The organism is Streptococcus sp. VTCC 12886, from assembly GCF_049893425.1.
Taxonomy (GTDB): Bacteria; Bacillota; Bacilli; order Lactobacillales; family Streptococcaceae; genus Streptococcus; species Streptococcus suis_AA.
This window is the reverse complement of sequence record NZ_JBMVJB010000011.1, coordinates 1-23,770: the sequence shown is the minus strand read 5'-3', so window position 1 is coordinate 23,770 and position 23,770 is coordinate 1. Positions and strand designations below refer to the sequence as shown.

Genomic DNA, 23,770 nt, shown 5'->3' with positions numbered 1-23,770 from the left:
ATTGTTACGACCGAAGAATACTATTCTTCTGATTTTTTGTTTCTTCCTTGTGCAGCAATTGTCAAACCAAGTCCAGCAAGTCCGAGACCTAGAAGTGCCAAATCACTTTGTCGGTCACCTGTATCTGGTAGGCTTTCTTTGTTTGATGCACTTGTGGTTTGTTCAGACGCTTGAGCTGTTGGAGTAGAAAGACTTGGTTTTTCTACCACATCATTAGCCTCCATACTACCCTTAACAACAATCCGTGCCTCACCATCTACTACTGTTTCAGATAACAGTTTTGTTGCTACTACCTTGCCGTCAACCAAGACATCTTTATAAACCAAGACTCTCTTACCTGCCTTACCTTCTTGAAGCACATAAGATTGACCTTTTGCAAGAGTTGCATCATAGCGAACTTCCTCTACAATCGGAAGGACAGATTCTTCTGTACGTTCTTTAGGTGCTGTATCTGGAACTTCTGTAATGATATAAGGCAAACGAATCACGGTTGCAGTCAAAGGTGCAAGAACAACTGCACTATCAGTCAATTCAACACCCACTAAATCAGACAATGCTTCTACACCTGCACGTTCACCATCAACCAGTACTTGACCCTGCAGTAAGTCTTTGTAAATATCTGAAAGAACAAAACTACGTTCCTTACTGTCAGCATTGACAAATACAGCATAGCGATCACCGTTGCTTGCAATGGTTTGATAGGCAATAACCACATCGTTGGTAGCAATACCGTTCTGACCTGGAATTGAAATCAAGCTAACCTTTTGATCGACTTGGTCTTTTGTTCCCAAACGGAAGGCATCTGTAGATTTACGCAAGGCAATCAATCCTTTTGTAAAGGCCTGAGTACGGGTATTCTCTGGATAGAGGGTCTCATCTGTCGCTTTGGTCCAGTCAAACTTATTGACCGCATCAGATGAATCATAAGAGTCATGAATGTAGTATGGGTAATCAAATGGTGTACCATCAGCATTTGTCAACAAATGAGCTTTGTTCGGCACTTGATCTTCTGCTACAGGGTACTGATAATCAGGGTGACGGAACTGTTTGGTCCGTCCATACTCCTGACCAGAATGGATAAACGGTGTCCCTTGAGAAGTCAAAACTAGCAAATTACCCAAACGTTGACGTTGGTGAATTTCAGTGTAATTTTCAGCGATTGATGGGTCCTTCTTGATGGACTGAGCAATGATATCAAAGAGAGTCAAGTTATCATGCGCAGCAATATATTGGATCACATCACCTGGATCATCTGCCAAGAAGTTTCCTGGTTGTGCCTTGATGTTATTAAAGACAGATTCTACACTCTTAGCACCGCCTGTGATAAAGGCTGGCTGACCTTCGTTTGGATAACCAGATTTAAGTGTATTGCGAATTTCATCTGAGAATACCGCAACAGTATCTGTTGAACTCATCCAGTCTTGGTCCGCTGGCTGAACAGGCTGATTGGCGTCGCCTGTAAAGGTTCTCCAACCTTCACCAAGCATAATGATGTTTGGATTGAGTTTTTGTGCCTCGGTAAAGGCCAGCTCAATCGCTTCGGCATCATGGTCACCCATCATATCGAAGCGGAAACCATCTACCTTAAACTCATCCACAAGATACTTGATGGAATCAACGAGGACACGGCGACTCATATAATGAGTTGTTCCGAGACGACCCCCACCAAAGCTAGATTTAGCCGTACCATCTGCCTCCATGAAGTGATAATAGTTTGGCTCTAAATCTTCAAATAAGAAAGTCTTAGAAGTGTGGTTATACACCACATCCAAAATCACACCCATGCCTTGTTTGTGAATTTCATTGACCAGGTTTTTGAACTCTTCGATGCGTTTCATTGGATCTGTCGGATCTGTAGAATACATACCTGTAAAGGCAAAGTAGCTCTGTGGATCATAACCCCAGTTGTAGTTACTGTTGCTTGACGCGTACTCATCCATCCTCTTTCCATTTATCAATTCATTGACAAAATAGTAGCTCATAACAGGCAATAATTGAATATGAGTCACACCCAATTCCTTGAGGTAGCTGAGACGCTCTGCAAAGGCTGCAAAGGTACCAAACTGAGCAGTCAATTCATCCGAAATTGCAGGATCTGATGTGAAGTCACGAACATGTGCTTCATATATAATCGCATCTTCACGCTGATTGAAATTAGGAATAGTAGCATAATCCAAATCGCTTGGACCAACTTCTGATGGATCCACAATCGCCGCTTTGGCAATACGATAAGATGGATCAGTATCTGCTAAATCACTATTCCACTCCGCTAAAGACTTAGCATATGGATCTAAAACAAGAACAGATTGATCCCCACGAGTAATTTCATAATGGTAATAGTAACCACGATAATCTGTGATACCAAGATCTGATTGACTGTTCAATTCAAGATCCCATTGTCCTTTATCGCCCTTGGTCATGGCTAATTTACCGACCACTTTAGACTGATCATCCTTATCATAAAGAACAACTGCTACACTGTCTGCACTTGGAGACCAGAGAGTCATATCAACGACACTACCAGCCTGACTCACACGCGCACCAAGTTCTCCATCATAAGCATAGAGCTCATCCTTCAATTGCCAGCTCATAGTTGTTGTGAAGCTATCATTGCCATATTTGAGGGTGTAGCCAGCATTTTCTTGGTTGAAATCCCCGAGGACTCGCACCTTGTTGCTGGTGGCATCCAAGACAAGGTCCGTCACAGTCACCGTCTGACCATTTTTATCTGTGACAGATAATTTCTCTAAAATACTTTCCTTATCAGCACCTTCAAGCGTTGTAAATGCTGCTTCTAGAGCTGTTAGACTAACATGGGAAACGCCTGTTACACGGACGTTGTTCACAAAATAAGGATTTGTGTAGATTGTTGGATCATCATCTTTAAGGAAGATTTGTGTCTGATTTTTCAAATCTGTAAAGCTGTAATCTTTCTGCTGAATCTTTACATCATCTCCTGACTTGCTTTCATCCAATAGTAGGAAGCCAATTGAACTTGGTAAATCTGTCAATTTGACATCGATATAGGCACCATATTTACCTTGGTTTTCAAAATCAATACCATCTGGCCAATCACCCAAGGTAACGTCAGTCACATCACCCCAGATCCAGAGACCTTTTTGGTCATAATCACCATCTGTACGGAAATAATTAATCCGAATATATCCTTCTTTAAGTGGTTGATAGAGGCTGAGTTGATAATTCTCATCAAACCAAGCTTCATTCATCTTGGTGCTAATTCGCTCAATAACTTTATCGCCGGTTATATTTTCCCCAGATGTATTATTAATCAGAAGACTGATTTTGCTGGCTGTTTCATCTTTCATCTTGATATCAAGATAATAGCCATAATCATCCTGCTTAGCAGTACTGAAATTAGTCGCTCCTGTTGGCCATGCACCAACTTCTGGTGATGGTTTTTCGACATCATCCCATGTCCATAAACCTAAGCTAGATAAATTATCAGATGGTAGAGTTTTAAAGTGAACACGGAAGTAGCCTGCTTCAATTGGTTCTTCAGTTGCTCCTTGCACACTTGCATTGACGATGTCACCTGCTTCTGTCTGAAGGAGCATGGTACCACCTTGACCGATAGTTGGAAGTTCTACTTGAACGACCCATTTACCGTCTTTCTCAATAGCTTGATAAGATTTTCCTGTGTATGCATCTGTTACAACCACATCTTTCCCAGATACTTCAATCGCCATTTCCTTGCTCTCGGTATTGGTTGAGAAGACAAGATAGGCAGCTTGATCTTGGTAACTGCGTTTGCTGATAAGCCAACCTTGGCTATCATTTCCAGCAAGTGTTGTTGTATCACCACGTGAGAGCAATGTTGAATTTCCATTACGGAAAGCCAACAATTTTTGGTAATGGTCCTCTATGTCACTTGTCTCTACCTTACTCCAATCGAAATCGTACCGGTTGTCATAAGCTGGCCAGTTGTTTTGTCCAGATTGGCCTAATTCTTCACCGTAGTAGATGACAGGCTGACCTTTAGCAGTAATCAAGAGACTAGCAGCCAATTTCAGTTTATCCAGATTTCCTTCTTTTTCTGCGCCACCGAGACTGTAAAGGAAACCATCTTCGTCATGACTGCCCAAGAATTGACCCAGAGAAGCTGCGCTAGTCAGAACCTTGCTACGCTCTTCTAGCTCTTTTCCAGCTGCTTTCAGTTGACCATTGACCAAATACTTGGCGATATCCTTGAAGCCAAAGTCCAACAAGCTGTCCATAGTACCGATTCCCAAGTCACCCTTGGTATCTTTATAGTTAGCTCCCCAAGATTCTCCAATCAAGTGGAAGTCAGGATCTCTATCCACCAATTCATTTTTGAAATGTTGCCATGTGGTATCATCAACGTGTTTGACTGTATCGACACGGAAACCATAGATTGAATTACCTTTAGCAGTTTTTGAGCGATCCAACCAAGATGCCTGCCAAGCAACCAACTGATTGCGTACTGTAGCTTCTTCTGTCTTGAAGTCTGGTAATCCAGATAATGAGCCTAATTGGTCATCTCCCTGCTTATCTTCTTCCTTGGTCCGTACCATGCCCGCAAAGGTTTCTTCTGTGCCATAGCCAGCATGATTCAGCACCACGTCAACAATGATATTGATTCCTTTTTCGGCTGCGGCATCAATCAATTCGTGGAAATCGTCTAAACTTCCCAAATGTGGATTTAGTTCTTCAAAATTTGATGCCCAGTAGCCATGATAGGCGTAGTATTCTCCATCTGTAGCGCTACCAACATTCTGTGGAATATTTTCAACAATTGGTGTCAACCAGATAGAATCCACACCCAATTCTTTCAAGTAGTCCAACTTAGCTGTAACCCCTTTAAAATCTCCGCCTTGGTAGAGACCACGAGGGTTAGTTACGTCTCCAACAACCACCTGATCATTGCTAACGTCACCATTGTAGAAACGGTCAGTCATCATAAAGTAGATGACTTGCTCGTCCCAGTCTTTTTCACCTTCTGCCTTAATGCGCTCCGTAATGGTCACATCCAATTTTGTTTCGTAGTAGCCATTGTCTTTATCATATACCTTTACAGGTAGACTGTATGTCCCTGGAGCTGTGTCAGAAGTTGCCTTAATCGTTACACGATTAAGCTCTGTTGAAATTGGTACGATACCACCACCCAGTGTAGTAGTGTCGACTTCCATTTTGATAATTTCAGCACTTTCAGGATTGGTTATAGCTACAGAAACAAGACCACTTTCGTTGTAGTTGAAAGGAGCGTTTATACTTGCTTCAATGGTTACATTTTTAGTTCCCGGAGTAGCTTTGCTTGTATCTAATTCTACTTTTTCTTCGATAAAGTATGGATTGGTATAGACTTTGTCATCACCATTCCGAAGGAAAATTTGGCTATGCCGTTTACGATCTGCAAAAGCTAAATCAATCGATTTATTGCCAGCAAGATCTGGATTATTCTGGTTGATGAGCAGAAAACCAAGTTTAGAATCTAAACCATTTGAAAGAGGAATGTCAACATAAGCACCGTATTTCCCAACTTTAAAATCAACGGCACCTACTGGCCAGCCGTTACTTACTTCAGTCGTATCTCCCCAAGTCCATACGCCCCAACCATCATAATTGTTGTCTTCACGTGTGTAATTGATGCGGAGAACATTTTCATCCTTGAGTGGCTCATAGCTAGAAACAGTATAATCGCTAGCAATCCAAGCCTCATTTTGTTCCGGAACAAGAAGCTCCACTTTTTGGTCCGATTCTGTTATTTTTTTCCCATCTTTAAGGACCACATAACCGATTGTGCCTGGTGTCTCAGATTTTTTAATATCAACATAATGGCCGTAGTCATCCACTTGGCTACTTGAGAAATTCACTGTATCAGTTGGCCATTTATTTCCATCAGATGGTGTTTCAACTCCTCCCCAAGTCCACAAACCTTGACTTTCTGGTGCTGTTTCGTCTACATTTTCAAAGTGCAGACGAATACTACCTTCTTCAATTGGCGCTTCTGCTGGGGTGGTCAATGTAGCTGTTTCAATTGGCGCTTCTGCTGGGGTGGTCAATGTAGCTGTTTCTGCTACAGTTGCAACATTTTCTACTGATGCTGTATTTACTTGTGCATCGAAAGCTTCGCCTGCTTCAGCAACTAGTGTTGATGCCTCTGTAGCAGTTGTGTCAGAAGTTACAACCTCTTCAACCAACTCACTGCCAGCGACTGATGCAGTAGCATCAACATCTGACGTTTGATCTGTATTAACTGGAGCTGTTATTTCCGTAGAGGGAGTTGCTACTTCCTCTGCTTGAACTAATTGGCCAGTTCCGGATATCAAAAAAGCTGTTGCAATACCGACTGATGCAACACCCACCGTGAACTTACGTATCCCAAAAATAACCTTTTTTTCAAACATTGGTGATTTCTTTGCTACACGCAAACGTTTTTTATTCATTCCATTCTCCTTTGGTATGTCTAATATAATAATAATAGTATATAAAAAACAGCCCTTACTTTGCAAACGTTTTCTTAATTGTTAGCGGTAACAGTTTTACTTAAAAAATAAGGGGATTGTGCCACTGGAACTTATTGTTAGATAGTTTCTAACTGTACTTTGGACAATTCCCTACTTATGAAGACTTTAATTGTTAAGACCGAGTGCTCTCTCTCTCGACTAAACTCGCTTGACAATACCGGTTGTATTCTTTCAATTCCCGTCCTTCAACCAAGCGCATCAACTGGCTAACACTAATTCTTCCCATTTGACGAAAGGGTTGTTTCATCGTTGTCAACTGTGGATTAGAAACTCGATCAATAAATATTCCATCAAACCCAATAATCCCGTAATCTTCAGGTACATTCCTTGACATATTCATTAATCCTCGAGCAATTCCCAAAGCTATTCGGTCTGAGGCACAGATAAAGCATGTATTTGGCATTAACTTATTAAATTGTGTAATGAACTTTTCTGCTATCCTTGACCGATTTTCTAATCGGTAAACACTTGGTTTTTGACCTAACTCATCCATAGCCTCTAAGTACCCAGCTTCTCTAGCTTGAGCAAAAGTATCTGGTAAATCGATTCCCACAAATACAACTTGATGATATCCTTTTCTTGTTGCAAATCTACTGGCTTGATAGGTTGCTTCTTTATTCTGTGTGTCAACAAAAGGTATCCCTGCTCGATTCTCTCCAAAAAGTACTACTGGTTTATTTAAACTTTTCAGCCAACTATAGTCTGAAGTACGTGCTCCAGTAACGATATAACCATCACATTGGTCTGTTACTTGGTGCTTTTCGGTCACAATCTGCATCGTGTAATTTTTTTCACTCAATCCAAGAGCAATCCCTGCAATCAATTCGGCATAGTAAGGCTCTACAATCTCCATCTCCTCTAGAATGATAACTTGAACTGTCAATGTCCGTTGTTGAGCAAGGGCTTTTGCTACAACATTTGGTTGATAGTCTAACTCTTTCATCGCTAATTGGACCAGTTGTTTTAACTCTTCTGTGACAAGTTCCGGATGATTCAGAACCCTAGAAACAGTCATCTTTGAAACATTGGCCCTTTTCGCCACATCCGCCAACGTCGTCATATTTCTCCCCTTTAGATTTCAAAGCCATAAAGTGCAAACGTTTTCTTAGTGTTATTATATACTATTGACCACTAAAAAGTAAAGCCCTTTCAATATATATTTATTAAAAATAAGTAAGATTTGTACACAAAAACTACCCCCTTGGATTTAACCATATTCGGTCGCACCCATGGAGGTAGTTTTATCTTGTGTCATTAGTTTTATACTTTGTGATGATACGGAGAATATCGTACTCTGAAAAGGAGACTTTTTGTTTAACTTCATTACTAGTTTATCCTAACGTTTCGTACCGATTGTCGGTAGAATTTTGAATTCGAGACAAGAATTGTTGAATTCGGGTTTCTTTTGGTTGATTTAATATATCTTCTGGCGAACCTTCTATGACTATTTGACCGCCTTCCATAAAAACCACTCTATCCGCGACTTCACGTGCAAAACCAATCTCATGAGTCACAATGATCATTGTCATACCCTCCTTAGCCAATTGGATCATCACTTCTAATACTTCACCAATTAGTTCTGGATCCAATGCAGAGGTAGGTTCATCAAAATAGATTACTTCTGGACTCGTGGCAATTGCTCTAGCAATACCAACTCTTTGCTGTTGACCACCTGATAATTGACTTGGATAAAAGTCATATTTATCAGATAGCCCGACCTTGTCTAGAGCTGCCATACCAATTTGTTCAGCATCTTTCTTAACCATTTTTCTAGCTATGATCAGACCTTCTGTAACATTTTGTAGAGCAGTCTTATTAACAAATAAGTTATAGTTTTGAAAGACATAAGATGTTCTCTTTCGGATGGACGCAATCTCTTTTTGACTAATGTTAGTCAGATCATAATTTTCGTCATCAAAGAATAAGCGCCCCATATCAACCGACTCTAGAAAATTCAAAGAACGAAGAAGAGTTGTTTTGCCAGATCCAGATGGTCCTAAAATGACAACAACTTCCCCTGAACTGACCTGTAAATCAACACCTTTTAAAATCTGTTGCCCGTTAAAAGCTATTTCAATTCCACTTGCTTGAATCATTTAGACCTCCTAATAGACTGCTAACTTCTTTTCACCATAAGTTTGTAGTTTTGTCAAAATGGTTGAAAAAAGTAAATAGATAAGACCAACCTCACAATAGAGAGCAAATGGTTCATATGTTCTAGCAGCAATTTGTTGGGTTGTCATAAACATTTCCAAGACAGTAATATTTGCTGCTAGGGAAGTATCTTTTACTAGACTGATTAATGTGTTGGATAAAGGTGGAAAAGCCACACGAATTGCTTGAGGAAGAATGATTCTACGCATTATTTGAGAAAAACTCATCCCAACAGTATATCCAGCTTCCATTTGTCCTTTGGGTACTGACTCTATTGATGCACGAATGGTTTCCGCAGCATAAGCACCTGTGTTTACTGAAAAAACTAAAACTGCTGAAGGAAAGGCATCTAATACAACACCTAAACTTGGTAACCCGTAAAAAATTACATAAAGTTGAACCAAAAGTGGTGTCCCTCGTACAATCCAAATATAGAATCGGGCTAATTGTTTGAGGATAGAAATGTTAGCAATTTGTACCATAGCTGTTCCAATGGCAATGATAAGCCCGAAGACAAAAGAAAGTATAGTTAGGGGAATTGTCACAAGCAGACCTGGTATAAGTATTTGTAAAAATGAGTCAATCAACAATTGCAACAATCTAGATGTCATGGTATCTCCTATTTACTTAGCTTGTGATACATCTTCTCCGAAGTATCTATTTGAAATTTCTGTCAATTTCCCTTCACTAGAAAGTTCGGCCAAAGCAGCATCAATCGCTTCCACCAATTCGTCTTCCCCCTTAACAACTGGAAAGGCTGTCTCAGAAACATCTTGTGACAAAGTTGCAACTTGAATAGGAGCATCTGGATGTTGTTTGATATAGTCTAAGAAAACTAGGTTATCATTCAAGGTTGCGTCTACACGACCAGCTGTCAAGAGTTCAATAGCTTGTGCAAAACCATCTACACCCACAACTTCTGCTCCATTTTCACGTGCTAAATCAGCCCAGTTACTAGTTAGGCTATTTGCCGACTTCTTACCGGATAAATCCGAAAAATCTTTAATTTCACTATTCCCCTGCTTGGTAATCAACGCTCCATAAATATAGGTATATGGGTTTGAAAAAATATATTTTTCTTTTCGCTCATCTGTTATTCCAACTTGGTTAGCGATAGTATCAAAACGAGCTGCGTCTAAACCCGCAATCATTGAATCCCATTCTGTTTCAACAAATTCTACCTTTACTCCTAGTTTTTCAGCAACAGCTTCTGCTACCTCAACATCGTAACCAACTAATTCTCCACTTTCATCATGGTAAGAATACGGAGCATAGGCACCTTCTGTACCGATTTGAATAACACCTTCTTTTTGTATTTGTTCCAAAAGTGTCTGATTTGAATCACCTTTTGAACTAATAGAATCTGATTCCCCACAGGCAGCTAAGATAAATGCTGATAGTACTAAAGTTGTGAAAATTGTCATTTTTTTCATATTTGTTAATCTCCTATTTCTTTGCTTGTTCAAATGCTTGTTCTAAATCATTTTGTAAATCTTGAACCGACTCAATTCCAACAGCTAAACGTAGTAAATTCTCTTTTATCCCAATTGCCTCTTGTAATTCTCTATCATAGGATTCATGAGTCATAGAGGCAGGTAGGCAAATCAAGGACTCAACCCCACCTAGGCTAACTGCAAAACCAAAAATTTTCAACGATTTTATAAAAGCCCTTAAGTCATATTTATTTTGATCCACCAAAATGGAAAGGACTCCTCCATGACCTTTTGATTGCTTCAGTTGAAGGGAATACCCGGGATTACTCTTTAATCCTGTGTAAAAAACTGTTACTCCCTCTTTCGATTCTAAATATTTGGCTATAGCATGGGCATTCTCCTCGTGACGTTCCATTCGAAGAGCCAAAGTCTTAATTCCTCGTGATAAGAGAAAACTATCAAACGGGCTAAGAATTGCACCTAATAATTTATGCACTAACTTAATACGCGGATAAAGATCTTCTCTGTTTGTTACCACTAATCCTGCCAAAATATCAGAATGTCCTGCATAATATTTAGTCGCAGAATAAACAACTATATCAGCACCAAAATCAAGTGGTTTTTGGAGATAAGAAGTCATAAAGGTATTATCCACAATAACTAGCAGTCCCGCTGCTTTAGCTGCTCTAATTACATTTTTCAAATCCGTTACTCCTAAGAGAGGATTTGTTGGAGTTTCAATAAAAACGGCCTTTATAGTGTCATCTAATTTTGAGAAATCATAATCATTAAAGTCAGCTACTAGCTCATAGTACAAGTTCCGAGAGGCAAATAATTCTGTAATAAATTGCCACGTCCCTCCATATACATTATCAGAAACTAAAATTTTATCACCACTATTCAACAGCTCAAATGCAATGGCGGTCGCAGCCATGCCTGTAGAAGTTGCAAAAACGTACTTGGCTTCTTCCAAGTCAGCTATTTGCTTCTCCAAAGCAGAACGAGTTGGGTTGGCACTTCGACTATAAACGAATTCACCAAATTCATTTATATTTTCCTGTAAGAACGTTGAGGAAAGGTAAATCGGATAAGTTACAGCTCCTTTACTACTATCATCAACTTGTCCATGTATTGCTCTCGTACTAAATTCCATACCTCATCTCCTTTTGTAGTATTTACACCCTAATTTTTTATTTGACAATGATTTCTCACCTCCCCTCAATCATTATTCACGCATTTCCTAATTTATAAAAAAATAAGTACAATAAAACTGTCATGAAACATATGTTACCATGAAGCCAAACATCCGCCTAATATATTTTTTTTATCACAATGATTAACTTTTTTAATGTAAATCATTTTGATCTACTAGTCTCTTAAAATACCTATTTTCTCCTAAAAAATAATCAATGGCAAAAAAGTAAAGTTAAAGTAGAACATTTGAAATGTTCTACTTTAACTTTACTTTTTTATTTTGATATAACGAACATGCGTAAACTTTATTACACTAATTTAATCTTGCAGTCTCACACTCCAGCAGGGGGATAAATATAACTTACCTTTCCCTCACTGGTTTTTGTCGGATCAAAGAAACCTCGAATATTACTTGGATAATAGGATCCATTATAGTTTGACTCAGTGACTTGAATTTGACCATCGGTAGCCACATCTGTCACATAGGCAACATGCCCGTAGCCACCATTTTCATCTGTCCAGACTGTAATTGCGCCAACTTTTGGTATTGTTCCAACTTCATAGCCTAAGGAAGCTGCACTGGTTGTCCAATCTCCGGCGTTTCCCCAATAGTTCCCAACCCATGGTGCCATTTCTTTTGCTCCCCATGTACATTGACCTGCTGGGTAAGTATTGGATGTATATTCGACCGTCACCTCTGAAACCATATTTGTAGACAATGCTGCTTCTTCAGCTCTTTTTTTTCGCTGCAGCTTTTGTTGCTAAAGCCTGCTTTTTTAATATTTCTAACGAAGGTCTATCATTTACAGTTAGGTCATCCGCAAGAATAGTGGATGTTCCCGTCCAAAACAGATTTCCCATAAACAGAGCAAATATCCCTAATTTAAGATATCTTTTGATAATTTGGTGGTTCATATTATTTGATTCCTTTAAGTTTTTTTCACCCAATCCATCCTATAGGACAATTCTTGCATAGAGCTTAAAATAACGTAACAAATATTACAGATAGGTTGTAAATACTTAACAATTGTTTTTTTCTCATGCTATAATTAAGAAAAAGTCAGGAGTAAACCTATGAAAAGCATCGTTTTAATACACGGTACCTGGTGTAATGGCACATTCTGGGGAGACTTTGCTAGTCAGTTAGAAAAAACTGGCTTACAGATCCATACCCCTAGTTTACGCTATCACGATTTACCCTATGAAGAAGGGATCAAAAAAGTCGGTGACGTTAGTTTGACAGACTACGTGGATGACTTGGTATCCTTAGTCGAAAGTCTAGAAGAGCCACCTTTACTTCTGGGTCACTCACTTGGATGTCTCTTAGCCCAAATGGTTGCGGAACGTACCCCTGTTGCTGGCATGATTCTCATGGGCCCTGCCCCAACTGCCGATATCTTCGCTCTTTATCCAACCATGCTTGCCAGTTTCTTACCCCATTTTCTTCGCTGGGGATTTTGGAGAAAGCCTATTCCACCTTATAAAAAAGCCTTCTTTTCTTACTGCCTCAATGCACAGGATCCTAGTATAAAAGAAAAGCTCTATCAAAACCTCGTCCCTGACTCAGGCAAGGTTTACACACAAATGGCCTTTCCATTCCTAGATAAAAGCAGAGCAAGCTATGTGGACTTTCGTAACATTACCGGACCTGTCTTGGTCATCACAGGAAGTGAGGACAAAATGACTGTCTCTGCCATCGCCAGAAAAACAGCACATAATTACAAAGATTCTGTTCTAGTCTCACTAACAGGAGCCGATCATATGTACCCAACTGGAAAATTTCAAGGTAAAACCCTTTCTGTTATTCGAGCATGGTTGGAAGAACAGGAATTTATCTAATACTCTTCGAACATCTAAAATATCCGTTGTTAAGAGCCTTGGTGAATAAAAAGCACCAATGGCGCTTTTCAGCCTGTTACTTTGAAATGAGAAAGTGACAAAGTTCTATCTTCGGCTTAATGATGCGAACTCAGTTCACTTTATTTTCAGCCTTCAAGATTTCCCAAATAGTTGAAGCTAGGCTACTGTTGATTTTTATTGAGTATAAATACAAAAACGACCTCCACATGGAAGTCGTTTCTTGTTATTTACATTTATTTCGCCAGGATATTCACTAGTTTGGTTATTTCACAACAATATTAACCAATTTGTTTACAACCGTAATCACCTTCACCACTGTTTGCCCAGCGATTTCAGCTTGGACTTTTTCGTCTGCAAGGGCAACTTTTTCAAGTTCATCTGGTGCTAAGTCTTTGGCTACAGTCAAGCGAGCTTTTACTTTGCCTTTGATTTGGACAACGATTTCCACTTCGCTTTCTACCAGCTTACTTTCGTCATATGTTGGCCATGCGACATAGCTAATTGATTGACCCGTATTTGCAAGACCCTGCCAGAGTTCTTCTGCCAAGTGTGGTGCAAATGGGGCGATTAATTGGACAAATCCTTTGGCGTAGTCAACATAAAGCTTGTCTTCTTTGTTGGCTGCGTTGACAAAAATCATGAGCTGGGCGATAGCCGTGTTGAATTTCAGGTCTTCAATATGCTCTGTCACTGTCTTCACAGTCTCATTGTAAACTTTATCAAGCGCTCCGCTATTGTCCGCCACAATCTCCTTGGTGGTTAAGAGGCGATAGACACGGTCAAGGAACTTACGGCTACCTTCGAGACCCTCTTCTGACCAGGCGATTGACGCATCAAGTGGGCCCATGAACATTTCATAAACACGAAGAGTATCTGCACCGAACTGCTCGACCACATCATCTGGGTTAACCACGTTCTTAAGAGATTTAGACATCTTAGCAGGTGCCTGCTCCAACTCTTCACCAGTTTCGATGTGGAAGAAGGACCCATCGCGCTTCTCCACCTTGTCGGTCGCAACAAGAGCACCACGGCTGTCACGGTAGCTAGTCCCCAAAATCATGCCTTGGTTAAAGAGTTTTTGGAAGGGCTCTTTGGTCGGCACAACACCGAGGTCGTAAAGGAACTTATGCCAGAAGCGAGCATAAAGCAAATGAAGGACTGCGTGCTCGGCACCACCGATGTAGATATCCACTGGCAACCAAGCCTTGAGAAGCTCTTCGTCTGCCAATTTCTCATCATTGTGCGGGTCAATATAGCGCAGGTAGTACCAGCTAGAACCCGCCCATTGTGGCATGGTGTTGGTTTCACGGCGACCTTTTACGCCGTCTTCACGCACGACTTCCAACCAGTCTGTCAAGTTAGCAAGAGGTGACTCCCCTGTACCTGAAGGCTTGATGTCTGAGGTTTTTGGCAATACCAGAGGTAACTCATTTTCTGGGACTGCTGTGGAAGTACCGTCTTCCCAGTGGATGATTGGAATTGGCTCACCCCAATAACGTTGACGGCTGAAGAGCCAGTCACGGAGGCGGTAAGAAATTTTTTCTTGACCAACACCATTTTCTTCCAACCAAGCCACCATTTTAGCAATGGCATCAGCCTTGTTGAGACCATCTAAGAAGTCTGAATTAATGTGAAGACCATCTTCTGTGAAAGGTGCTTCATCTACATTGCCACCTTCCAAAACTGGAATGATGTCCAAACCAAACTGTTTGGCAAAGTCCCAGTCACGCTCATCGTGGGCAGGAACCGCCATGATGGCACCTGTTCCGTAGCTTGCCAGTACATAGTCGGCAATCCAGATTGGAATTTCCTTGTTGTTCACAGGGTTGATGGCATAAGCACCAGTCCAAACACCTGTCTTGTCTTTGGCAAGGTCAGTACGAGCCAGGTCTGATTTGAGAGAGGCTTGGCGTTTGTACTCTGCCACGGCCTCTGCCTGCTCTGGTGAGGTAATGCTATCCACCAAGTCGTGCTCAGGAGCAAGGACAGCATAGGTCGCACCAAAAAGAGTATCTGGACGGGTAGTAAAGACTGTGAAGTCCTTGTCTGTGTCCTTAATCTTGAAAGTCACATTGGCACCGGTTGACTTACCAATCCAGTTGCGCTGCATATCCTTGATTGACTCTGGCCAATCAACCTCTTCTAGATCATTGAGCAAGCGTTCTGCATAGGCAGTGATTTTCAACATCCATTGACGCATTGGCTTGCGAACAACTGGGTAGCCACCACGTTCAGACGTTCCGTCAGGAAGGACCTCTTCGTTGGCGATAGCTGTTCCCAATTCCTCTACCCAGTTGACAGGCACTTCTGCCTCGTAGGCTAGGCCTTTTTCATACAACTTAGTGAAAATCCACTGGGTCCACTTGTAGTAGTTGGGGTCAGTCGTATTAACCTCGCGGTCCCAGTCGTAAGAAAAGCCAAGGGCGTTAATCTGACGTTTGAAGTTGGCAATGTTTTCTGCTGTAAAGTCAGCTGGGTCATTTCCCGTGTCCATAGCGTATTGCTCTGCTGGCAGACCAAAGGCATCCCAACCCATTGGGTGAAGGACGTTGTAGCCTTGGGCACGCTTGTAACGGCTGAGAATGTCGGTCGCAGTATAGCCCTCAGGGTGACCAACGTGCAAGCCCGCACCAGACGGATAAGGGAACATGTCTAGCGCATAAAAGTTTGGCTTGTCCGCATCTGTTCCCGTCTTAAAAGTATGATTTTTTGCCCAAAATTCCTGCCATTTGGGCTCGATTTCCTTGTGATTGTAGAAGCTCATGTCATTTCTCCATGTCAATAAATTATCTTTACCATTATATCACGAAATAAGGAAAGAAAAAAGGCAGAAATCACGGGGGATTCCTGCTCATTACTCTTCATTTCCCAAATACCCCATCAATCTCGCGACAGCTTTCTCCCCGTCCGCCAGACCAAGCCCATAAATCTCGTCAAATTTGACTGGATTTTTTTCCAAACGTCCTATTTCGAGCGGCTTTTGAGGGCGGACTGCAAAAACCTGACCCTGATGTTCCAACTGGATAATCTTTTCAACCGTATCATTGTAATGCTGGTAACGTTTTGAAGCCACCGCCACAAACTTAGGATATTTCTTGTAAAGCAAGCGGTAGACCCGACCGCTAGAGGGCTTCTTGCGGTAATCAATGGGTTGTGTCAATATCACAATCAATTTGTCAAACCCCAGGCTTCTAGAAAAGTCCACAGGGATGGAGTCCGAAAGACCACCATCTAAGTATTTTTTACCATCAACTTCGACAATTTTTGAAACGAGAGGCAATGCTGAACTGGCGCGCAACAATTCCATTTGCTCAAAGACATGGTCAATTTTGTAATACTCAGGCAGACCGGTTTCGACATTGGTCACTGTCACATAGAAAGGCACGCCAGACTTGGCAAAGGCCTCTTGGTCAAACCTATCTAACTCCATTGGTACCTTGTAATAAGTAAAGTCTTTGTTGACCATATTTCCTGTTGTCAACCAGGATCTCAATCCCATATAATGCTTATCTTTAATAAAACGCTTATTATAGCGAATCGCTCTGCCTCTTTGTTTGGAAAGGAAATTAACGCCAAAAAGTGCTCCTGCGGAAACTGAAACGACCCCATCAACATGAATATCAGCATCTAAAAAAGCATCTAGAACACCCGCAGTATAAAGGCCTCGCATACCCCCACCCTCTAAAACTAAACCAACTTTCATCTGTAGCACCTCCTAAAATTACCTTCTATTGTAGCAAAAAATCCCGTCGAAACGAGATTTTTGCTATATGATATCCAATGAAACTTAACATCCGACTGGTTAATGCATGCACAGCTTAGGATCTGTTCTTTTTTCTATTTCAAAGGAATTAGCTGAAAAGAATCACTAGACCCTTTTACTTAGCAAATCGAATTACCAAGGTTCGATGTTGAGTGTTACAATGTTACCAAATAATCACACGGTCTTCTTTTGCACGCCACATGCCGTCGCCTTCTTGAACGCCAAATGTTTCATGGAATTCATCGAAGTTTGGCAACTGGATGTTAGTGCGCAAATGACCTGGTGCATGGACATCCACACTTGCCAACATCTGCATGAACTCAGGACGGGCCTTCATTCGCCAGATACGAGCAAAGTTGGTGAAGAATTCCTCAGCGGAGAAGTCTTCTTCTGACTTGGCTGCTTCCAAGGCTGCTGCAATCCCACCAAGGTCGGCAATATTTTCTGACACAGTCAACTTACCATTGATTTTGGCACCATAAGAATCCTGACCTTCAAACTGGTCAATGACCTGCTGGGTACAAGCTTCAAAAGCCGCATAGTCTTCTTCTGTCCACCAGTTATTGAGACTACCATGCTCATCAAAGGAGGCACCGTTAGAGTCAAAGGCATGGGAAATCTCGTGGGCAATGACAGCACCAATACCGCCGTAGTTAGCTGATGAAGACTGTTCTAGCGAGTAGAAAGGCGCCTGCAAAATGGCTGCTGGAAAGACAATCAAGTTTTTCTGTGGGTTATAGTAGGCATTGACCATGTGAGCTGGCATGCCCCATTCCTTAATATCCACAGGCTTGTTCCACTTGCTCCAACTATGGGCAATGTCAATCTTGTTTAGTTCGATAGCATTTTCCACCAAGGACTTGCTTGGGTCAATAATCTTCTTATAATAACGCTCTGGCAAGGCATCTGGGTAACCAATGTAAGGCTTGATAACATTGAGTTTGACAATGGCTTTGTCACGCGTTTCCTGAGCCAACCAGTCTGCAGTTTCCAAACGAGACTTGTAGACCTCAATCATCTTGGCAACTTTTGCTTCCACATCGGCCTTGGCTTCTGGTGAGAATTTTTCCTCAGCGTACCAAAGACCGAGGGCTTGGTCAAAGTAGCCTTGTGCCAGATTGTAGGCTGCTTTTTCTTGGTTTTGAGCCTGCGGTGTACCAGAAAGGGCACGACTATAGGCTCCTGCTAGAATACGAATTTCATCCGACAGAAAGGCTGTATAAGCTCCTGCCGCTTTCAAAATCAAGGTCGCCTTCAAAAGCTCCCAATTATCCGCACTGTAAATGTCCTTAGCTGCTTGCCAGAAACGTTCCTCTGGAACGATAATCTTGTCTGGTGTTTGCCCCAAAATCGCTGTGAAGAAATCATCCAAAGGCAACTCTGGTACTAAGGCAGTAAAATCTGCCCACTCGTACGGGTGGTAAAGTTTGGCGTACTCAGAACCTTCTTCATTTGACAAGACATACTTGGCAACCTTGGCATCCAGTTCCAAACGTTTGTCCAGAAGGTCCTTGATCTCTTCATCTGAAAAACCAAACTTAGGTAAGAGGGCCTCTTGACTCTCTCTCCACGTTTTTAGCAATTCTGCTCCTTTTTCATGACCTTCTTCATAGTAGGTCGTATCTGGTAAGATAATACCTAATGAATCTGCCCAAAGAACATTTATTGTCGCATCCATAAAGTCAGGTGCCACATAAAAAGGCATGAGGTTTGGCTTGCCGGCCAACTCAAACTCTGCCAACTTGCTGGTAAATTCTTCGAAAGAGTTAAGAGCCTTGTACTCCGCAATCAAGGCCTGAGCAGGCTCCGCTCCCAAACGGTCACGGGTTTCATAGTCGGCTGCTTGTTTGTGGAAAGCCACGAAGTTTTGCAAAACGCTATCTTCTGGGACATTTTCCCCTGTCAACCAAGCATTTGTCGTATCAATCATGAGCTTTTCAATCTCGTCCGCCAAATCAGAAAAGCCACCTGTTCTTGGCTTATCGTCTGGAATCACGGCTGTTTTTGCCCATTCGCCATTAACGTATTCGTAAAAATCATCTTGTAAACGTGTCATTCTATTCTCCTTTGTATTTCATAATGATTATGATAACAAAAAATTCTGACAATATCACTTATCAGATGACCGTGACCAAGTATTTTTTAGAATAATACTCGAGCAAACCACAAGAAGGCTGACAACGGCACAGGTCCCTGACATGGTTAAATCCAGTTGATTGGCCACTAAAAAACCAAGCACAACCGTTAGAATAGCGATACCTTGCCCTAAAAGAAGCAATTGCCAAAAGGATTTGACCCAACGTAGGGCAGCCATACTTGGTGCCACCAAGAAAACAATAACAGTCATCGAACCAATCGCTTCGAAGGCCAGAACAGTGGTTAAGGAAACTAGAATCAAAATAACCATTTCTAAAATCCTTGTTCGTAAGCCAGACAAACGAGCATGGTTGCTGTCAAATAGGTATACTTGTAAACAATGGTAAGCCCAAACAAAAAATAGAACAATAACCAACCAAGCCAAACTCGACTTGACCAGACTAACAGGGAGTGACCAGGCTAGAACATCCATACGATGGAGCGGAGCAAAAAGTACTTCCCCTTGCAAAACCATATCTACATCCAAATGAACATTGCGAGCAAAAAGAGAAATAAGCAAAACCGCCACCGCAAAAAAGAAAGAAAAAACCAGACCTGTTGCGGCATCATGCGCTATCTTTCGACTATGCAGACGGTCAATGGCAAGAACCGATAATAACCCAAACAGACTGGCACCAACTATTAGCAATGGCGAATCCAAACTATGACTAATAAAAAACCCCAGAACAATCCCAAGCAAGACAGAATGTGATAAAGCATCTGCCAGCATCGATTGATTTTTTACAACCAGTATTGATCCGAGCAAGCCACAAGAGCTAGCAATAACCATCAAAATAAGCAATACCTCAAACACGACCATTCTCCTTTCTGACATAGGTAACATACACAAATGCAGACAGGGTCAGACCTGTTAGACAGACGATAATAGTCGGTCCGGTCGACAAACCAGATACACTGGAGCTAATCCAGGTCCCTACGAAAGCCGACCCAATTGCAACGATTCCTGCCAGTAATAGACTCTTGTGATACGATTTTCCCAGCATCAAGCCAAAGACAGCTGGTGCAATCAAAAAACTACTCATCAAAATAGCTCCGACTAACTTTAATCCTACTGCAATTAGGCAAATCATCAAAAACATCGTCAACTGCTGCAAGTACTTTACACGAACACCAATAACCCTTGCAAAAGTTTGATCAAACAGATACAGCTTATAGTCTTGATAAAAGAAAGCAAACAATACCAAAGCCAATAGAGAAATAATTCCGATGAGTATCACATCATCCAGCTGAATAAAGGCTGCCTGTCCAAATAGATAGGTTTGCAATCCAGCCTGGGAAGCCCCTGCAAAGGCTTCATTTCCCTGAATAGCATTTTTCAAGACCATTCCCAAACCAAAGAAAGACGCAGACAGCAATGAAAGGGCATTGACTAGACTGTGACCACCTTTTCGACGTAGCCAATGGACAAGTGCATAAGAAAGGTAGCCTGACAACACTGCTCCTAAAAGCAAGTAAAGAGGTTGTCGCGACTGAAAAATCATGAAAGAGACAATCACTCCAGGATAAGAAGCATGCCCCAGAGCATCCCCAAGCAAACTCTGTTTAGTAAGAACAGATATACTTCCGATAGTACTGGCTGCCACAGCTAGGCTGACGGTCCCTAAAGCAACTGTCCAGAAAGAATACTCTTTGAAAACCTCAAACATGACTGCCTCCTTTGGCATTTCCTAGAAACAGCCCATTTCCTATGCCGTAAGTCGCCTGATAATTCTCGCTTGTCAAAGTCTCATCCATCGGACCAGAGTCAATCACATGCTTATGAAGCCAGACAAGGTGATCAAAGTAGGCATCCAGCGTCGTTAAGTCATGATGAATGACAATGGAAGTTTTCCCTTCACATTGGAACTCCTTGAGCATATCCATGATCATGATTTCTGTTGCCTGATCAATCCCTGCTAGAGGCTCATCCATAAGATACAATTCTGCTTCCTGTGCCAGAGCTCTGGCTAGAAAGACCCGCTGACGCTGCCCACCTGAAAGCTGATCAATCTGACGATGGCGTAAATCCGCAATTTTTAATCGTTCTAGAGCCTGCTCAACAATCTGTCTATCAGCCTTAGTCGGTCTTCTAAACATTCCCTTACTATGAGCGAAGCGTCCCATCAGAACAATTTCAAAGACTGTTGCAGGAAATTGCCAATTTACTTGACTGGATTGGGGAATATAGGCTACTTTTCGAGCAATCAACCTCTCTAGACCTGCCTCCTGACCAAGCATGCGAACCTGTCCTGTGTCTGGTTTTTCCAACCCCAAAATGACCTTGAATAGACTGGACTTACCAGCACCATTCGGTCCAACAATAGCCGTCCGACTCCCTCTGGGAATCACCAAATTGACATCTTCTAAAGCCATGGTCTGGCTGGCTGTATATGCTAAATTGACATCTTTTAATTCAATGATTGCTGACATATTTCCTCCCTTTGTTCTACCATCCATTCTACACTTGTAGGCGTAGTCAAATATTTTACTTTGCTATTTAAATATGATTCTCAAACCTTAGCTCCAATAGATATCGTACGGTTTACGTCTCCCATAACAATTTTATTTTAGATATTTAACCATCAATGTAACATTATGTTTGTACATGTCGATAAAGGTATCTCCATCCTCACCTTCTGGTGCCAAGGAATCTGAGAACAACTCCTTACCTTCACCAGTAACAACTTCAACCTGACCTCCTTTGGCTTTTACTGCTTCTTGTAATTTCTCCATGCGTTCTGGATTAGTTGTAGACTCTGTAAAGATAGCCTTGATATTATGGTCAATGATTAGGTTAACTGTCTCAATCATGTCACTATTAGCCACTTCGGAATCCGTGCTAATTCCCTGAGGCGCATATAGAGTGAAGTCATAACTAGCAGCAAAGTAATTAAAGGCATCATGTGGCGTTACCAAATAGCGACTTTCTTTTGGAATCACACTCAATTCTTTTTCAACCCAGGCATGCAAATCATCTAGCTGCGCTTGGTATTTTTCTGCATTTTGTCGAATCATCTCAGCTTTAGCAGGTAAGAGTTTTTGTAGTTCCTCTGAAGCTACAGCTGCAGCTGACTTGTACAAGGGAATTGAAAACCAAAAGTGCGGATCAACAATTTCTTCTCCATCCTCATCCATCGCATTCAAGTCTTTTGCATTAAAGTTTTTTGAAACAGCTATCCCGGTCTTCTCCAAAGCTTCAACCATTTTACCTTCAAAGTGCAAACCGTGGTAGAGAACAAGGTCAGCCTTTTGTAATTTTGATAAATCACTAGATTTGGCTACGTACAAATGAGGGTCTTCTCCTGCTGGAATCAGCAAATCACGTTCCACCTCATCACCCACCAACTGATAGACCATGTCATTGAGGAAGGAAGTAGTCACAGCCACCCTTGGCTTACTAGAGCCTTCTGTGGTTTGCGATGGACGACAAGCTCCTAACCCTATTAGGGACAATAGCAGAGCAAAACTGAACAGCATTTTCTTCATATAGGTTCTCCTTTTATTTTTGTTAAGCATGCTTAATTTAATTATTAGATTAAGTTAAATTATTGGTTTTGTCAACTGTTTTTATAAATTTTTGTTATAATATTCTTAACTAGAAAGCGAGTTCTCATGACACCAAACAAAGAAGATTATCTAAAATGTATTTATGAACTGGGTCAATTAGACCAAAAAATTACCAATAAACTCATCGCAGAGAAGATGGCCTTCTCCGCACCAGCCGTTTCCGAAATGCTCAAAAAAATGGTAGCCGAAGAGCTCATTTCTAAGGATGCCAAGGCAGGTTATCTCCTCAGCCAAACCGCCCTTGAAATGGTATCTAGCCTCTACCGCAAGCACCGTCTGATTGAAGTCTTTCTGGTGGAACAACTCGGCTATTCTCCAGAGGAAGTCCATGAGGAAGCTGAGATTCTAGAACACACCGTTTCAGATCACTTTATCAATCGCCTAGACCTACTACTGGAACAGCCCCAAACTTGTCCTCACGGTGGAAGCATTCCTCGAGAAGGTCAACCACTCATCGAACGCTACCAGACACGACTCTCCCAACTCACTGAAACTGGATACTACCAACTTGTCCGTATACACGACTTTTATCAGCTCCTCCAGTACTTAGAACAACATGATTTAGCTGTCGGAGATCAGCTGGTTGTAACAGATTTTGATAGTTTTGCCCAAACGATTACTATTCAGTACAAGGGCAAAGAACTCGCAGTACCCACCACTATTGCTCAACAATTATACATAGAAAAAACCAATCGCCCAAATTAAACTGATATACTCCCCTTATAGTGGACAGTGAAAAAATAAAAATTTTCACTAGAAACTATAAGGGGAGTTTTATTATGTCCAAAAGAAGTCCAAAATCTGTATCTGAGAAACTAGAAATTGTTCTACTTCACTTGGAAGAAGGGAAATCACTTAGTTGGTTAACTAGAAACCAAGGTATTTCTAAAGACACCCTATCGAACTGGGTTCGGAAGTACAAAGAAGCTGGTGTTGAGGGGCTAGAGGAAAGCCGTCAATGGAAGAAGTATAGTAAGGAACTAAAGGAACAAGCTGTTTCCGACTATCTTAATGGCTTGGGAAATCTCAAAAATCTGACCAAAAAATATGGAATTTCTGACCCTTATGTTCTCAGATCATGGATAAAAAGTTATACTAGTGGTAAAGAACTGAAAGCTACTAGTAAAGGAATGAGACGCATGAAACAAGGACGCAAG

General features: G+C 41.4%; 16 protein-coding genes and 1 pseudogene. 3 read left to right on the top strand and 14 right to left on the bottom strand.

Translation table 11 applies throughout. The features are described from left to right. Positions 1-20: 20 nt before the first annotated feature. From ACPC57_RS04765 to ACPC57_RS04735, 7 genes and pseudogenes are all read right to left on the bottom strand, one after another. Positions 21-6,425 (bottom strand): pullulanase, encoded by a 6,405-nt coding sequence (locus ACPC57_RS04765; protein WP_434066412.1) that lies wholly within the window; start codon positions 6,423-6,425, stop codon positions 21-23. Between the two features lie 193 nt (positions 6,426-6,618). Further along, positions 6,619-7,566, bottom strand: a complete 948-nt coding sequence (locus ACPC57_RS04760; protein WP_289646165.1) for a LacI family DNA-binding transcriptional regulator — start codon at positions 7,564-7,566, stop codon at positions 6,619-6,621. A 271-nt stretch (positions 7,567-7,837) separates the two neighbouring features. Further along, positions 7,838-8,602, bottom strand: a complete 765-nt coding sequence (locus tag ACPC57_RS04755; protein WP_434066411.1) for an amino acid ABC transporter ATP-binding protein — start codon at positions 8,600-8,602, stop codon at positions 7,838-7,840. A 9-nt stretch (positions 8,603-8,611) separates the two neighbouring features. Beyond that, entirely contained in the window at positions 8,612-9,271 is a 660-nt protein-coding gene (locus ACPC57_RS04750; RefSeq protein ID WP_277844231.1) for an amino acid ABC transporter permease, read from the bottom strand. A 12-nt stretch (positions 9,272-9,283) separates the two neighbouring features. Further along, the gene (locus tag ACPC57_RS04745; RefSeq protein WP_277844229.1) at positions 9,284-10,093 is read right to left on the bottom strand and encodes an amino acid ABC transporter substrate-binding protein; all 810 of its coding nucleotides are present in this window, start codon (positions 10,091-10,093) and stop codon (positions 9,284-9,286) included. A 13-nt stretch (positions 10,094-10,106) separates the two neighbouring features. Further along, positions 10,107-11,246, bottom strand: a complete 1,140-nt coding sequence (locus ACPC57_RS04740; RefSeq protein WP_434066410.1) for a trans-sulfuration enzyme family protein — start codon at positions 11,244-11,246, stop codon at positions 10,107-10,109. Between the two features lie 373 nt (positions 11,247-11,619). Further along, positions 11,620-12,202 (bottom strand): annotated as a pseudogene (locus ACPC57_RS04735) (CHAP domain-containing protein). Positions 12,203-12,361: 159 nt separating this feature from the next. Here ACPC57_RS04735 and ACPC57_RS04730 point away from each other — a divergent pair. Beyond that, positions 12,362-13,126, top strand: a complete 765-nt coding sequence (locus tag ACPC57_RS04730) for an alpha/beta fold hydrolase (RefSeq protein ID WP_434066409.1) — start codon at positions 12,362-12,364, stop codon at positions 13,124-13,126. A gap of 283 nt (positions 13,127-13,409) precedes the next feature. On the opposite strand, the gene leuS is transcribed toward ACPC57_RS04730, so the two are convergent. From leuS to ACPC57_RS04695, 7 genes are all read right to left on the bottom strand, one after another. After that, positions 13,410-15,911 (bottom strand): leucine--tRNA ligase, encoded by a 2,502-nt coding sequence (gene leuS, locus ACPC57_RS04725; RefSeq protein WP_434066408.1) that lies wholly within the window; start codon positions 15,909-15,911, stop codon positions 13,410-13,412. A 90-nt stretch (positions 15,912-16,001) separates the two neighbouring features. After that, positions 16,002-16,850, bottom strand: a complete 849-nt coding sequence (locus ACPC57_RS04720) for a patatin-like phospholipase family protein (protein ID WP_289646173.1) — start codon at positions 16,848-16,850, stop codon at positions 16,002-16,004. Positions 16,851-17,073: 223 nt separating this feature from the next. Further along, positions 17,074-18,966: a M13 family metallopeptidase gene (locus ACPC57_RS04715; RefSeq protein WP_434066407.1), complete on the bottom strand. Its 1,893-nt coding sequence runs from the start codon at positions 18,964-18,966 to the stop codon at positions 17,074-17,076. Between the two features lie 54 nt (positions 18,967-19,020). Further along, a complete protein-coding gene (locus ACPC57_RS04710) occupies positions 19,021-19,860 on the bottom strand; it encodes a metal ABC transporter permease (protein ID WP_318150695.1) in 840 nt (279 codons plus the stop codon). Next, positions 19,853-20,713 carry a metal ABC transporter permease gene (locus ACPC57_RS04705; protein ID WP_434065120.1) on the bottom strand — a complete coding sequence of 287 codons (861 nt, stop codon included), beginning with the start codon at positions 20,711-20,713 and terminating at the stop codon, positions 19,853-19,855. Before ACPC57_RS04705 ends, ACPC57_RS04710 begins: the two co-directional genes overlap by 8 nt. Next, positions 20,706-21,476, bottom strand: coding sequence for a metal ABC transporter ATP-binding protein (locus ACPC57_RS04700; protein WP_318150694.1), 771 nt, complete (start codon positions 21,474-21,476; stop codon positions 20,706-20,708). The genes ACPC57_RS04705 and ACPC57_RS04700 overlap by 8 nt, the downstream gene beginning before the upstream one ends. Positions 21,477-21,608: 132 nt before the next feature. Beyond that, the gene (locus tag ACPC57_RS04695; protein WP_434065121.1) at positions 21,609-22,532 is read right to left on the bottom strand and encodes a metal ABC transporter solute-binding protein, Zn/Mn family; all 924 of its coding nucleotides are present in this window, start codon (positions 22,530-22,532) and stop codon (positions 21,609-21,611) included. Between the two features lie 126 nt (positions 22,533-22,658). Between ACPC57_RS04695 and ACPC57_RS04690 the strand changes: the two genes are divergently transcribed. Both ACPC57_RS04690 and ACPC57_RS04685 read left to right on the top strand, forming a co-directional pair. Beyond that, complete coding sequence (locus tag ACPC57_RS04690) at positions 22,659-23,318, top strand: metal-dependent transcriptional regulator (RefSeq protein WP_274504445.1); 660 nt, start codon at positions 22,659-22,661, stop codon at positions 23,316-23,318. A gap of 74 nt (positions 23,319-23,392) precedes the next feature. Beyond that, positions 23,393-23,770: helix-turn-helix domain-containing protein (locus tag ACPC57_RS04685; protein ID WP_434065122.1), on the top strand; the 378-nt coding region annotated here is incomplete at its 3' end.

Excerpts from the sequence above, each read along its gene's own strand:
- ACPC57_RS04765 (WP_434066412.1), bottom strand. The coding sequence starts at position 6,425 with ATGAATAAAAAACGTTTGCGTGTAGCAAAGAAATCACCAATGTTTGAA.
- ACPC57_RS04715 (WP_434066407.1), bottom strand. The coding sequence starts at position 18,966 with ATGACACGTTTACAAGATGATTTTTACGAATACGTTAATGGCGAATGG.
- ACPC57_RS04730 (WP_434066409.1), top strand. The coding sequence starts at position 12,362 with ATGAAAAGCATCGTTTTAATACACGGTACCTGGTGTAATGGCACATTC.
- ACPC57_RS04695 (WP_434065121.1), bottom strand. The coding sequence starts at position 22,532 with ATGAAGAAAATGCTGTTCAGTTTTGCTCTGCTATTGTCCCTAATAGGG.
- ACPC57_RS04740 (WP_434066410.1), bottom strand. The coding sequence starts at position 11,246 with ATGGAATTTAGTACGAGAGCAATACATGGACAAGTTGATGATAGTAGT.
- ACPC57_RS04690 (WP_274504445.1), top strand. The coding sequence starts at position 22,659 with ATGACACCAAACAAAGAAGATTATCTAAAATGTATTTATGAACTGGGT.
- ACPC57_RS04720 (WP_289646173.1), bottom strand. The coding sequence starts at position 16,850 with ATGAAAGTTGGTTTAGTTTTAGAGGGTGGGGGTATGCGAGGCCTTTAT.
- leuS (WP_434066408.1), bottom strand. The coding sequence starts at position 15,911 with ATGAGCTTCTACAATCACAAGGAAATCGAGCCCAAATGGCAGGAATTT.
- ACPC57_RS04745 (WP_277844229.1), bottom strand. The coding sequence starts at position 10,093 with ATGAAAAAAATGACAATTTTCACAACTTTAGTACTATCAGCATTTATC.
- ACPC57_RS04760 (WP_289646165.1), bottom strand. The coding sequence starts at position 7,566 with ATGACGACGTTGGCGGATGTGGCGAAAAGGGCCAATGTTTCAAAGATG.
- ACPC57_RS04705 (WP_434065120.1), bottom strand. The coding sequence starts at position 20,713 with ATGTTTGAGGTTTTCAAAGAGTATTCTTTCTGGACAGTTGCTTTAGGG.
- ACPC57_RS04755 (WP_434066411.1), bottom strand. The coding sequence starts at position 8,602 with ATGATTCAAGCAAGTGGAATTGAAATAGCTTTTAACGGGCAACAGATT.
- ACPC57_RS04700 (WP_318150694.1), bottom strand. The coding sequence starts at position 21,476 with ATGTCAGCAATCATTGAATTAAAAGATGTCAATTTAGCATATACAGCC.
- ACPC57_RS04750 (WP_277844231.1), bottom strand. The coding sequence starts at position 9,271 with ATGACATCTAGATTGTTGCAATTGTTGATTGACTCATTTTTACAAATA.